Source organism: Parashewanella spongiae, assembly GCF_004358345.1.
GTDB classification, from domain to species: domain Bacteria; phylum Pseudomonadota; class Gammaproteobacteria; order Enterobacterales; family Shewanellaceae; genus Parashewanella; species Parashewanella spongiae.
In genome coordinates this window covers 5156060-5169167 of sequence record NZ_CP037952.1, presented here as the reverse complement: position 1 = coordinate 5169167, position 13108 = coordinate 5156060, and the positions used below count along the sequence as shown (strand labels likewise).

Genomic DNA, 13108 nt, shown 5'->3' with positions numbered 1-13108 from the left:
TAAGTTCATGACTTAGAATCGATGAGAGTAACGCTGAGTAACACGCAAAAGGCCAAAAAGAAATGGGTCTGTAGCTCAGCTGGTTAGAGCGCACCCCTGATAAGGGTGAGGTCGGTGGTTCAAGTCCACTCTGACCCACCAAATCTTCGTTATTTCTGCGTTAGATTTCTCCTCGTTTATAAAACTAAACGTCGTCAAAATCTGCCTTGAATTAACTCGATTTGGCTTTGCCAACTTGATTGGTTTTTTGACTTTTATTCACTGCATGTAATGGGGCTATAGCTCAGCTGGGAGAGCGCCTGCCTTGCACGCAGGAGGTCTGCGGTTCGATCCCGCATAGCTCCACCATTACATCTTATAATGTTAATTATGAGAAGCATGCACAGTTAGAGAGGCCAAAGATAAAACATAATTTATCTTTGGCTTTTTTAAGCCCGTTCTTTAACAATTTGGAAAGCTGATAGTAGGATTTATTGTTCATTTGAATAGTAAATCATACGAAAAATCTCAAAAACGATGCATTACATTAAATGGTAAAGCATCAAGAGTTCTCAAACACTTTATTAAGTGTCTTGAATATTCAAAACTAAGGCGATATCAGCATCAACTTACCCGTTGATGCAATGATTATCAGTAAAAACCAGCTAGTTGCAATGCAGCTCAATGATGTTAACGACTTGTTTTTAACAAGAAGTGAAACTCATCTGGGTTGTATGGTTAAGCGACTAAGCGTATACGGTGGATGCCTTGGCAGTCAGAGGCGATGAAGGACGTGTTAATCTGCGATAAGCTCAGTTAAGTCGATAAAAGGCGTTACAGACTGAGATTTCCGAATGGGGCAACCCAATCACATAAGTGATTATCATACAGTGAATACATAGCTGTGTGAGGCGAACGTGGGGAACTGAAACATCTAAGTACCCATAGGAAAAGAAATCAACCGAGATTCCCCTAGTAGCGGCGAGCGAACGGGGATTAGCCCTTAAGTCTTTGGGGTGTTAGTGGAATACGTTGGAAAGCGTAGCGGCACAGGGTGATAGCCCCGTACACGAAAACTAACCGAAGATGAAAACGAGTAGGACGGCACACGTGACATGTTGTCTGAACATGGGGGGACCATCCTCCAAGGCTAAATACTCCTGACTGACCGATAGTGAACCAGTACCGTGAGGGAAAGGCGAAAAGAACCCCTGTGAGGGGAGTGAAATAGAACCTGAAACCGTATACGTACAAGCAGTGGGAGCGGCCCAACTCTTTATGGGTAAGAAGCCGTGACTGCGTACCTTTTGTATAATGGGTCAGCGACTTACATTTTGTAGCGAGGTTAAGCGAATAGCGGAGCCGTAGGGAAACCGAGTCTTAACTGGGCGTTGAGTTGCAAGGTGTAGACCCGAAACCCGGTGATCTAGCCATGGGCAGGTTGAAGGTTGAGTAACATCAACTGGAGGACCGAACCGACTTATGTTGAAAAATGAGCGGATGACTTGTGGCTGGGGGTGAAAGGCCAATCAAACCGGGAGATATCTGGTTCTCCTCGAAAGCTATTTAGGTAGCGCCTCGAGCGAATACCATTGGGGGTAGAGCACTGTTAAGGCTAGGGGGTCATCCCGACTTACCAACCCTTTGCAAACTCCGAATACCAATGAGTACTACTCGGGAGACACACGGCGGGTGCTAACGTCCGTCGTGGAAAGGGAAACAACCCAGACCATCAGCTAAGGTCCCAAAGTTATTGCTAAGTGGGAAACGATGTGGGAAGGCTTAGACAGCTAGGAAGTTGGCTTAGAAGCAGCCATCTTTTAAAGAAAGCGTAATAGCTCACTAGTCGAGTCGGCCTGCGCGGAAGATTTAACGGGGCTAAGCAATACACCGAAGCTATGGGTGTTTGTGCATCACCAGATGCGATTTCAGCGAACTGACATTTGTTTTTTAAATGTCAGTTTAAGCACGCAACACGTTGAGGCGGTTGTGGAGAACAAGTCGTATGTGGGATGCACAAACGCGGTAGAGGAGCGTTCTGTAAGCGGTTGAAGGCGAAGGGGTAACCCACGCTGGACGTATCAGAAGTGCGAATGCTGACATGAGTAACGATAAAGGGAGTGAAAAACTCCCTCGCCGAAAGACCAAGGGTTCCTGTCCAATGTTAATCAGGGCAGGGTGAGTCGACCCCTAAGGCGAGGCCGAAAGGCGTAGTCGATGGGAAACCGGTTAATATTCCGGTACTTCTGCTTACTGCGATGGAGAGACGGAGAAGGCTAGGCGAGCGCGGCGTTGGTAGTCCGCGTTTAAGGCTGTAGGCTGTAGACTTAGGCAAATCCGGGTTTACATTAGGCTGAGAGCTGATGACGAGTCACTAAGGTGATGAAGTCGTTGATGCCCTGCTTCCAGGAAAATCTTCTAAGCTTCAGGTAAGTAGGAATCGTACCCCAAACCGACACAGGTGGTTGGGTAGAGAATACCAAGGCGCTTGAGAGAACTCGGCTGAAGGAACTAGGCAAAATGGTACCGTAACTTCGGGAGAAGGTACGCTCTTGACGGTGATGAGACTTGCTCTCTAAGCTGTTGGGAGTCGCAGATACCAGGTGGCTGCAACTGTTTATCAAAAACACAGCACTGTGCAAAATCGCAAGATGACGTATACGGTGTGACGCCTGCCCGGTGCCGGAAGGTTAATTGATTGGGTTAGACTTAGGTCGAAGCTCATGATCGAAGCCCCGGTAAACGGCGGCCGTAACTATAACGGTCCTAAGGTAGCGAAATTCCTTGTCGGGTAAGTTCCGACCTGCACGAATGGCGTAATGATGGCCACGCTGTCTCCAGCCGAGACTCAGTGAAGTTGAAATTGCGGTGAAGATGCCGTATACCCGCGGCTAGACGGAAAGACCCCGTGAACCTTTACTATAGCTTGGCACTGAACATTGACCCTACATGTGTAGGATAGGTGGGAGACTTTGAAGCGTTGTCGCTAGATGATGTGGAGTCAACCTTGAAATACCACCCTTGTAGTGTTGATGTTCTAACTTGGCTCTCTCATCGAGAGTAAGGACAGTGCCTGGTGGGTAGTTTGACTGGGGCGGTCTCCTCCCAAAGAGTAACGGAGGAGCACGAAGGTTGGCTAAGTACGGTCGGACATCGTACGGTTAGTGCAATGGCATAAGCCAGCTTAACTGCGAGACAGACACGTCGAGCAGGTACGAAAGTAGGTCATAGTGATCCGGTGGTTCTGAATGGAAGGGCCATCGCTCAACGGATAAAAGGTACTCCGGGGATAACAGGCTGATACCGCCCAAGAGTTCATATCGACGGCGGTGTTTGGCACCTCGATGTCGGCTCATCACATCCTGGGGCTGAAGTCGGTCCCAAGGGTATGGCTGTTCGCCATTTAAAGTGGTACGCGAGCTGGGTTCAGAACGTCGTGAGACAGTTCGGTCCCTATCTGCCGTGGGCGTTAGATGATTGAGAGGAGCTGCTCCTAGTACGAGAGGACCGGAGTGGACGAACCGCTGGTGTTCGGGTTGTTATGCCAATAGCATTGCCCGGTAGCTACGTTCGGAATCGATAACCGCTGAAAGCATCTAAGCGGGAAGCGAGCCTCGAGATGAGTCATCTCTAGAGCTTTAAGCTCTCTAAAGGGCCGTCCGAGACTAGGACGTTGATAGGCAAGGTGTGTAAGCGTTGTGAGGCGTTGAGCTAACTTGTACTAATGACCCGTGAGGCTTAACCATACAACCCAGATGGGTTTTACAACCTTAGTGAATATATAAGCGCTTAATAAAGTAAGAACTTTGAGATAATTTCTTGTAAAAACAAGTATCAGCCAACCAAATTATTAATTTACGGCTAAAAGAGCGGTAAATAAAGAAAAGAACAAGCAAACAGAATTTGTCTGGAGACAATAGAGCTGTGGCACCACCTGATCCCATTCCGAACTCAGAAGTGAAACGCAGTATCGCCGATGGTAGTGTGGGGCTTCCCCATGTGAGAGTAGGTCATTTCCAGGCGCCAAATTAAAAAGGCCACCCATTAGGGTGGCCTTTTTGCGTGTGGAAGAAAATTAGACTTTCCATGTCGATAAGACGGCCTAAATAAGCAAAATCAATATCGATTTGTTCATCATTCCGTTACAATAATTTTAATCATTTTTCAGTGGAAATAATTAAATGCCAGTTTCTCTATTAAATCCTGATTGGGGTTTGCAGGAGTCGAGCCCAGCGTTATTAATTTGCAAACTCTCTCATTTAGGGTTGATAAGCTTAGCTGATGAACAAGCGGCCTCTTTCTTACAAGGTCAGGTTACCGCAGATGTCACAAGTTTAGATTCTGATTCTTGGTGCTGGGGAGCTCATTGTGATCCTAAAGGCAAGATGCTGGCGAGTTTTCGTTTGTTTAATGCGAAAAGTTTATTGTGGTTGTTGATGCCGAAATCAACACTGGCTGTAGATCTACCGCAATTACAAAAATATGCTGTCTTCAGTAAAGTGACTTTGAAAGATGAATGCCAAGATTGGCAATTATATGGTGTTTCTGGTGATAACGCCGAATCTTTTATTACTGAAAGGTTTGGAGCAGTATCGACGGATGTGGTTGAATTCGATGATGGGATCATCATAAAGGATTCAGGACGTTATATCATCGTAAGTTCGCCTGAGTTTGCCAATGCTTTATTTGCTGATCAAGCTATTTATGAGTCCAGTAGTTGGCAGGCACAAGAAATCATTCTTGGTTATCCAAATATTGCAGCGAACCATAGTGGTGAATATGTTCCGCAGATGTGTAATTTAGACGCGATAGGCGGGATAAGTTTCACTAAAGGCTGCTATATGGGGCAAGAAACAGTTGCAAGAATGAAATATCGTGGTGGTAATAAGCGAGCTTTATATATTCTATCTGGAACGGTTTCTGAGTTGATGACGAAAGACAACTTTATTGAGATTGAATTGGAGTCTGGTTATCGTAAAGCTGGTAATGTCATAGAATTTGCTCAGCGCGGAGAACAGGTTTTACTAACAGCAGTGCTGGCAAATGATACAGAAGGCACCGCTCGTTTTCGTATAGCTGGGGATCTTTCTAGTCAATTAATGATTAAACCTTTGCCCTACGACCTCACTGACGAAGAGTAGAATTGGCATAGGCTAGGTTGATATAAAATCGACTGTTATGTTACTAAGAGAGGCTAAACATGGAAATATTTAGCCTCAGAATGATTTAAAACTATGCCATATTTACCGCTTTTTTTAGATTCAAAAACGAAATCCATTTGATAACTTCAGGGGGGAGTGTAGGAGTTTTACCGGTAAATCCAACGGTTTTTATAACCTTTGTAATAGGGATTTGCTGACGTTTTGCTATAAAAACTCCCCTCACATGGACGATACAATGCAAGCCTCTTTCCGTTATAAAACGTTGCTCTATATAAAAATATTTTTCATCCCAGCCAACAATTTTACTTTCAATTGTAAATATTTCGAATGGCTTAATATCACGGATATAAGTGAATTCAGACGCGTTGACAATTGGCATCCATTTCAATTTTATAAGCCGTTTTAACACACCCATTTCGGCCATCATGTAAGTGCGAGCGAGATCCATAAAAGCGGCATAACGAGAATTCGTGAGATGAAAATTTATATCACAATCGCTTGGCATGGTTCGATATTTTATCTTGCTGGTATCTAGAAAACCAATGCGTTTACAACGACGTACCTGCCACAAGAGTAACCAAAATAATCGAAAATATAAGTTCATGAAAATCCTTTTTAAGTAGTTACTTAACACAACGAAATCAGGCTAACAAAGGTCTGACCAGATAACAAGTTCTCAGATTTAAAAAGGCGCCAAGAAGGCGCCTTTTTAAGGGAAAGTTAAAAGAGATTAGGCGGCAATACCTGAATGACGTAACAAGGCATCTATTTGTGGTTCACGACCTCTAAAGCGTTTGAAAAGCTCCATCGGCTCTTCTGAGCCACCCATTTCAAGAATATTGTTTAAGAAGCTTTTGCCTGTCTCAGGATTAAAGATGCCTTCCTCTTCAAAGCGTGAAAAGGCATCGGCTGACAAGACCTCAGCCCATTTATAGCTGTAATAACCAGCGGCATAACCACCGGCAAAAATATGGCCAAAACTATGTTGAAAACGGTTGAAGCTTGCAGGTTTTATTACCGCAACTTGCGCTCTCACCTTATCAAGCACTTGTTGGACGCGTGCTCCATGTGCAGGGTCAAAATCCCTGTGAAGGGTAAAATCAAACAGTGAAAATTCGAGCTGCCTAACCATAGCCATTCCAGATTGGAAATTTCTAGCGGCAAGCATTTTATCCAGTAAATTTTTTGGTAATGGCTCACCAGTTTCGTAGTGACCAGATATATGAACCAATGCTTCTTCTTGCCAGCACCAGTTCTCAAGAAATTGGCTTGGAAGCTCAACCGCATCCCAAGGAACACCGTTAATTCCGGATACATCTGCAACATCAATTTGCGTTAGCATATGATGAATACCATGACCAAATTCATGGAACAAGGTAATGACTTCATCATGGGTAAATAAGGCCGGCTTGCCATCAACTGGAGAGTTAAAATTACAGGTTAAATAGGCAATCGGGTTTTGCAAACCTGTGCTGGTTTGTCGGCGTACACGGCAGTCGTCCATCCATGCACCACCACGCTTGCCACTACGTGCATAAAGATCAAGGTAAAAGCTACCGCGGTGTTCACCACTAGCATCAAGGATATTGAAAAAACGAACATCTTTATGCCAAGTATCGACATTGGTTTGCTCAGAGATTTGCAAGCCGAATAATTTATTTACGGTATAAAATAACCCTGAAAGCACTTTATCTTCAGGGAAGTAGGGGCGTAATGTCTCTTGAGAAATTTGATATTGATGCTGTTGCAATTTCTCACTGTAATAGGGTAAATCCCACGCGTCGAGCTGATCCACACTAAATTCACTTTTTGCGTAAGCCGTGAGTGCTTTTAATTCTGTTTCTGCTTGAGGTTTTGAGCGAGCGGCAAGTTGATTAAGAAAATCCAAAACTTGTTGGGGATTTTCTGCCATTTTTGTGGCGAGTGATTTATCGGCGTAATTATCAAAGCCTAATAATTGCGACACTTCATGTCTCAGGGCTACAATTTCATTCATCAGCTCAGTATTGTCGAATTTTCCAGCATTTGGGCCTTGATCGGAGGCTCGGGTAACGAAAGCTTTATAACATTCAGCTCGTAACGTACGGTTGTCGCAGTAGGTCATTACCGGTAAATATGAAGGGAAGTCTAATGTGAATAACCATCCTGTGAGTTCTTTTTCTTCTGCCATGGCTTTTGCCGCGGCAATGGCCGACTCAGGTAGGCCTGCGAGCTCCTTTTCGTCAGTGATAAGTTTGCTCCAAGCATTAGTGGCATCGAGCAGTTGATTCGAAAATTGGCTGGTGAGCTCTGATGTGCGCTTTTGTATTTCTCCGTAACGAAGTTTGGCGTCATCTTTTAGGCCTATCCCTGAAAGCTTAAAGTCGCGGATAGCATGTTCAATGGTAGTCTGTTTGGCCTTTGATAACGATGAAAACTCATCAGAGTCCCTTAATGAAACGTAGGCATTGAATAAACCTTGGTGCTGACCAACGAATGTACTGTAATCGGAGAGTAAGGGTAAGCATGCATCGTGAGCTTCTCGCCATGGGTCATTACTGACTACTGAATTCATGTGTGATACAGGAGACCAGACTTGGCTGAGTGCGTCATCCGCTTGTTCGAGAGGCGTAATTAAGGTTTCCCATGTTAAAGGCGCTTTGGTATTCACAACCGCTTCGATGGTATTACGACAATGCTCAATGGCGTGTTCAACGGCTGGCTGAATGTGCTCTGGCTTGATGGCTGAAAATTGTGGTAAATCAGTTGAAACCAATAAAGGGTTGCTCATAGGTGTCCTCTAAGAATTTATGACGCTAATTCTGTTAATAAGGGCGAGGAGGTCAAATATCAAGGTTAACCAATAATAATACCAATTACAGTAATTAAATGCTCAACTCAGAGCTATGTATGCGCACAAAGTACAAACGAAATTAGTGAAAACATAGTTATTACCGACATACAAAACTGTCGTTATTACATTGCTACGTTGAGATAATTTTATGAAGTAATTTTTGCGCATACAAGCTCCCGAAGGGCTAGGCTAAAGGTTTCCATTACTGCGTTGCACGTTCTTGAATTATCCCGATATTACTTCGAACATGCGCCTTGTACTGAAAACCTTTATCTCTTGCTGAGTGAGAGATTAATTACTGTAATTGGTATAATGCATGCTCCGTAGAATTAATAATTAGCATCTAATGCAGATCACAGTTCCATCTTTTTCGCTAAACCTTGTGATGATTAGTCTTTATTATGCGCGCCATTGATTACTATTTATTGCTCAATAATCCTAAATAAATCGGTTGAACGCACAATTTAACTTTAATCTATTGAAGTTAAATACAAGATTAAACAACCCGAATTGACCATCAGGTGAGTGCTGAACATTCATATACTTGCCAAAATCACCGCTAGCTTCGTTATAAATTTTGCAAGTAGAAACGAAGTAACGACAGTTTTGTATGTCGATAACCAATACTTGCTGCTATTCATAGCCTTGCTATAGGTAATTTTTTCTGCGTATATGAACGCTCCCAACCGATATATTTAGGATTATGAAGTCGGTGTTGAATTAGTTACCCAATCTCAAAAAATATTCATGTAGGCGTTTATACGGCTTATTCAAGTAGGTCACGAAGCGCATTTAATCAAGACAAATATGATCAAGCAAAACAATCTCTTGCTGGAATGAACGTTACTTTTTTTTTAAAACTCATCGGTAAATTCGAAAACTTTACAACGGAGGACTACACTTTATTTAAAGAATTTTCTGATTACGAGATCAGAAATAACTCATTGATCTATATGGTTGCTATATCGTAATACCAGCGCAGGCTGGTATCCTGTGTCTTTTCCAAGAAAAGAGAAAGTCGCTAGATTCCAGCTTTCGCTGGAATGACGGCAAAGTTAGCAGAACCTTGTAGGTCATCAGGAAGAACTTAGACTTGAAAATAAAAGGATTTAACCATGTCATTTGTGCTTTCAAATCGGGTTGTTATTGTTTTTTTATGTGCTTTTTTAGCGACTATTCCTCATGCTAAAGGACAAGATTTGAGAGCTAAAAGTTTGCGACTTAATTCAGCTACAGATGATCAAGGGCAACCTCTGAAGATACCAAAAGATGATAACAACAGTCATTTTGAGGGTGCAGTAAGTGTTGTGGATAATAATTCGCAAAATGAACAGACTAAGCCGCGTTTTTTTAAAGACTTATCTCGTAAAGAAATGCTTCACTCTAGAGCAAGTATCGCGAATGATCCCAGTTGTCGTTGGTTACATAACCGATTACAGTTTTTAGAACATAAACTAAAAATGGGTATGGATATGCGTTTTGGATTTCATAAAAAAGAATGGAAAGCGCGACATAAAGAGTGGGTGTGTCTAAAATGTGGTGTAGAGGGGCCTTCAATTCATGATTATGCCCAATGTCAGTTTAAACGTTAGATAACCATTGCTCACTTTAGGGATCTAGCTATTTAGAAAGTACCAACCTTTGTCATACCAGCGAAGGCTGGTATCCAGTGACTTTTATAGACAAAATCAAAGGCACTAGACTACCGACATACAAAACTGTCGTTACTTCGTTTCCTGCCTGCGCTGGAGTGACGAAAACTCATCGGTATACTTTCTTCCGAAACTTTCCTTAAGTCATGTACGGACGTTAAGTGAGCAAATTCTATGATTATTCAGTAGCTTCAGATAGCTGCTGATAATGTTTCGTAAGCCTAGTAAATGTATCTAATGATGATTCTGTCGAGTAGGCTTTGGTTATCATGATAATGCGTAACACCCCTTCATATAAGCAGGCCTTAGTTACAGTGGTCGTTTTCGACTGAGCTAATTTATAACCAATCCAAGATGAAATGAGCATTTTCATGGTATCGGCCAATGGCAATAGTTCGTCATCATTAATGTGTAAAAAGCCATCCTTTGATAACTGTTGTAAGATTTTACTGGCTTGCTCAAGTAATCGTTGCTGAGCGACCAAATAACGATTTTTTAAAGCTTCATCTTGGCTCAAAATATCAGTCAAATTGGCGTATAAAAATCTAAACTGCCACAGCATATCGAACATGGCATCAAAATATCGGATCAGTAGCTCGATATTAACTTCATGTTGTTCATAAGGCTGAAAACTATTCTTAAGATTACTTTCGTACAGTTGAAAAATGCTTTGGATAATGTCCTGTTTATTTCTAAAATGATAATACAGGTTGCCAGGACTCATCCCTAAATTGGCAGCGATGTGATTGGTGGTGATGGCGCGTTCACCGTGCTCGTTAAATAGCTCTAAGCTGGTTTGAATTATCTTATCACGGGTTTTCATCTGGCTTCCAATCAATTATTTAATATTAGTCTGTCATGATAACCACTATTAAAATATGGTTAATAGATGACAATCATTTACAGTTTCTCGCTCTCTATGCTGATATGTTAGCATTGGCGTTATTCTTCAAGCAAAGTCTATTACAGGGACTCATTAATGAACCGCTTTTGGTATTCTCTTTCTTTATACCTTATTTCCCCTTTGTTAATCATGTATTTAGCGGTAAGAGCAATTAAACATTCCGGGTATAGGCACCGCTGGTCGGAGCGGTTTGGTATGACTGAATTACGGCCAACTCAGCTATTAATTCATACGGCTTCAATGGGCGAAACTTTGGCCGCAGTGCCTTTAATACGAACCATCTTAGCCCGTAACCCGAATTTCACAGTGACCATAACGAGCAGTAGCCCGACTGGATCATCGGAAGTGCTAAAAGCATTTGGTGACAAAGTTCAGCACTGTTATTTACCTGTTGATCTTCCGATATGTATTAAGCGATTTATTAAGCAAGTTCGCCCTGCATATTGCATCATTTTAGAGACCGAGCTATGGCCTAACTTATTGCATTATGCCCATCGGCAAGGGACGAAAGTCATGCTGGCTAATGCAAGGTTGTCGTCTAAATCAGCCGAAAAATATCACAAATGGCAAAATCTGGTTAATCCAATGTTAAATTGTTTGACTCTTGTCGCAGTACAAACTGAAACAGAAGCCAGCCGTTTTATTGCTTTGGGCTTGGATAAGATCAAAATTTCCACCTGTGGCAGTCTTAAATTTGATGTCACCATCAGTGACCAGCTGATTACAAAAGGGCAAGAGATTCGCCAGTCATGGGGTAAAGACCATGCTCCTGTGTGGGTTGCCGGTAGTGTACACCCGGGAGAATTTGAAGCTGTTATTGATGCTCATCTTGAATTAATTAAAGTTGTTCCTGATGCATTGCTTATCATGGTGCCGCGACATCCTGAAAAATTTGATGCCGCAGCACAATTGCTGGCATCGAAAAAAGTTAAATTTGTTCGCCGAAGTAATGGTCAGACTGTAACAGGGACGACGCAAGTACTGCTTGGGGATACCATGGGTGAATTATTACAGTTTTATGCCGTAGGCGATCAGGCATACGTCGGCGGCTCTCTTATTGAGCATGGAGGGCAAAATCCGATTGAAGCGGCGGCCATAGGCCTTAAATTGCTGATGGGGCCATCACAATACAATTTCACTGATATTTGTGGACTGTTACGCGATGCACATGCGCTCGATGTCGTAAATGATAGTAATGAGCTGGCTCAAGTATTAATCAACGATGTGAGCCACCCTCAAGCCCTTGAAGTACAACAACAATCAGCGATGGTGGTGGTACAAAACAATCAAGGTGCCGTTAGTCGACAATACGCTGTGTTTGAAGCCCTGATGAAAAGTTAAATAAAACATAGGGATCTAGCGATTTAGAAAGTACCAATCTTTGCCATACCAGTGAAGGCTGGTATCCAGTGACTTTTATAGACAAAATCAAAGGCGCTAGGGGCTGTTTATCTTTCGTGATTATTTTTGCAGCGATAAATTGGTCGTTTTATACAAGACAGAGCTTGTGCGGTTTGGTATTCCAAATAAGCAAGCGATAACGCAGTACCTTTTATTTAGAAAGAGCGACCAATTTACGCTCTCTCTTTTTTCGATGCTTTTGAGCATTCACTGTTCTGTGTTGTAACCCGTTTACTTAGATGACTAAGTTTCACGGCTTACGCCTTGAACAGATAAACGCTCAAATAGCACAAAATTTAATCCTGAAAGATAAACAGCCCCTAGACTACCGACATACAAAACTGTCGTTACTTCGTTTCCAGCCTGCGTTGGAGTGACGAGAACTCATCGGTATACTTTCTTCCGCAACTTTTCTTAGGTTAGGTATTTATGTCCTGCTGATATGCGGTTATAAAAGTTTGCCAGTTGGCAGAAGTAAATTGTAAGTTGGGATGCTTTTTTTGTTCTTTAGCAAAAGAGCGTTTTAATCGAGCAATATTAGATTTCTGCCAATAAGCTCTTGGCGTGCGCATTTCTCCGCGATCAAAATCAATCAGATAGAATTTATCTTTTTGTAGTAAAATATTTTTGATGTTGAGATCCGCATGACAAACACCATAGTTATGGAATATCGCAATGGTTTTGCCTAACTGTTGCCAATCAGCATCGCTAAGTGCTCGCACGGAGAGTATTTTGACTAAATCGTCCGCATTTTCTATACGTTCAATAAGAATGTCGCCGCGATAAAAAAGTCCACGTCGCTCAATTTTAGCCGCAATGGGTCTAGGTACGGGTAAACCAAATTGAAACATTTGTTCAAGTAAGCCAAGCTCCATCATCGGTCTAGTATAGCGGGCACCAGAGAAACAATATAAATCCTTGCTCAGCCGAGCCATTAAACCACCACGCCAGTAATGTCTGAGTACCCATTCATTATCGCCAGCTTTGATAAACCAAGCCGTTTGTCGTCCAGAAGACGATCCGGTAATACTATTATTTTGCTGATAATATGACGGGGTAAATTGCTCAGGTGTCAGGTTATAAAGGCTAGGATTACTGTAGCCAATGCTGATGTTTTTAATATTCTTTAGTTGCATTATTATCGGTTTAGGCGTGGTACTCTTGGTTATTCTACATT

The 13108-nt window shown here is 42.5% G+C and carries 7 protein-coding genes, 2 tRNA genes and 2 rRNA genes; 7 read left to right on the top strand and 4 right to left on the bottom strand.

What is annotated here, in order from left to right:
* The first annotated feature begins 64 nt into the window (after window positions 1-64).
* The 5 genes from E2I05_RS20490 (at window position 65) to ygfZ (ending at window position 5120) form a co-directional block, all read left to right on the top strand.
* Window positions 65-141: transfer RNA gene (locus tag E2I05_RS20490), tRNA-Ile, on the top strand.
* 131 nt (window positions 142-272) lie between these two features.
* Window positions 273-348, top strand: a tRNA-Ala gene (locus E2I05_RS20485).
* Window positions 349-715: 367 nt separating this feature from the next.
* A 23S ribosomal RNA gene (locus E2I05_RS20480) occupies window positions 716-3725 on the top strand.
* A 160-nt stretch (window positions 3726-3885) separates the two neighbouring features.
* Window positions 3886-4001, top strand: a 5S ribosomal RNA gene (gene rrf, locus E2I05_RS20475).
* Between the two features lie 159 nt (window positions 4002-4160).
* Window positions 4161-5120, top strand: a complete 960-nt coding sequence (gene ygfZ, locus E2I05_RS20470; protein WP_121852294.1) for a tRNA-modifying protein YgfZ — start codon at window positions 4161-4163, stop codon at window positions 5118-5120.
* 91 nt (window positions 5121-5211) lie between these two features.
* On the opposite strand, the gene E2I05_RS20465 is transcribed toward ygfZ, so the two are convergent.
* Window positions 5212-5745: a thioesterase family protein gene (locus E2I05_RS20465; protein ID WP_121852293.1), complete on the bottom strand. Its 534-nt coding sequence runs from the start codon at window positions 5743-5745 to the stop codon at window positions 5212-5214.
* A 126-nt stretch (window positions 5746-5871) separates the two neighbouring features.
* A complete protein-coding gene (gene prlC / locus E2I05_RS20460; RefSeq protein ID WP_121852292.1) occupies window positions 5872-7911 on the bottom strand; it encodes an oligopeptidase A in 2040 nt (679 codons plus the stop codon).
* Between the two features lie 1178 nt (window positions 7912-9089).
* On the opposite strand from prlC, the gene E2I05_RS20455 reads away from it, so the two are divergent.
* The gene (locus E2I05_RS20455; RefSeq protein ID WP_121852291.1) at window positions 9090-9566 is read left to right on the top strand and encodes a hypothetical protein; all 477 of its coding nucleotides are present in this window, start codon (window positions 9090-9092) and stop codon (window positions 9564-9566) included.
* A 238-nt stretch (window positions 9567-9804) separates the two neighbouring features.
* On the opposite strand, the gene E2I05_RS20450 is transcribed toward E2I05_RS20455, so the two are convergent.
* Window positions 9805-10449, bottom strand: coding sequence for a TetR/AcrR family transcriptional regulator (locus tag E2I05_RS20450; protein ID WP_121852290.1), 645 nt, complete (start codon window positions 10447-10449; stop codon window positions 9805-9807).
* A gap of 156 nt (window positions 10450-10605) precedes the next feature.
* On the opposite strand from E2I05_RS20450, the gene waaA reads away from it, so the two are divergent.
* On the top strand, window positions 10606-11871 hold the full coding sequence (gene waaA, locus E2I05_RS20445) for a lipid IV(A) 3-deoxy-D-manno-octulosonic acid transferase (protein ID WP_121852289.1): 1266 nt from the start codon (window positions 10606-10608) through the stop codon (window positions 11869-11871).
* A gap of 479 nt (window positions 11872-12350) precedes the next feature.
* On the opposite strand, the gene E2I05_RS20440 is transcribed toward waaA, so the two are convergent.
* The gene (locus tag E2I05_RS20440; RefSeq protein WP_179952733.1) at window positions 12351-13067 is read right to left on the bottom strand and encodes a 3-deoxy-D-manno-octulosonic acid kinase; all 717 of its coding nucleotides are present in this window, start codon (window positions 13065-13067) and stop codon (window positions 12351-12353) included.
* Between the last annotated feature and the right edge of the window lie 41 nt (window positions 13068-13108).

Coding starts and splice junctions, on each gene's coding strand:
- ygfZ (WP_121852294.1), top strand. CDS start 4,161: ATGCCAGTTTCTCTATTAAATCCTGATTGGGGTTTGCAGGAGTCGAGC.
- E2I05_RS20465 (WP_121852293.1), bottom strand. CDS start 5,745: ATGAACTTATATTTTCGATTATTTTGGTTACTCTTGTGGCAGGTACGT.
- prlC (WP_121852292.1), bottom strand. CDS start 7,911: ATGAGCAACCCTTTATTGGTTTCAACTGATTTACCACAATTTTCAGCC.
- E2I05_RS20455 (WP_121852291.1), top strand. CDS start 9,090: ATGTCATTTGTGCTTTCAAATCGGGTTGTTATTGTTTTTTTATGTGCT.
- E2I05_RS20450 (WP_121852290.1), bottom strand. CDS start 10,449: ATGAAAACCCGTGATAAGATAATTCAAACCAGCTTAGAGCTATTTAAC.
- waaA (WP_121852289.1), top strand. CDS start 10,606: ATGAACCGCTTTTGGTATTCTCTTTCTTTATACCTTATTTCCCCTTTG.
- E2I05_RS20440 (WP_179952733.1), bottom strand. CDS start 13,067: ATGCAACTAAAGAATATTAAAAACATCAGCATTGGCTACAGTAATCCT.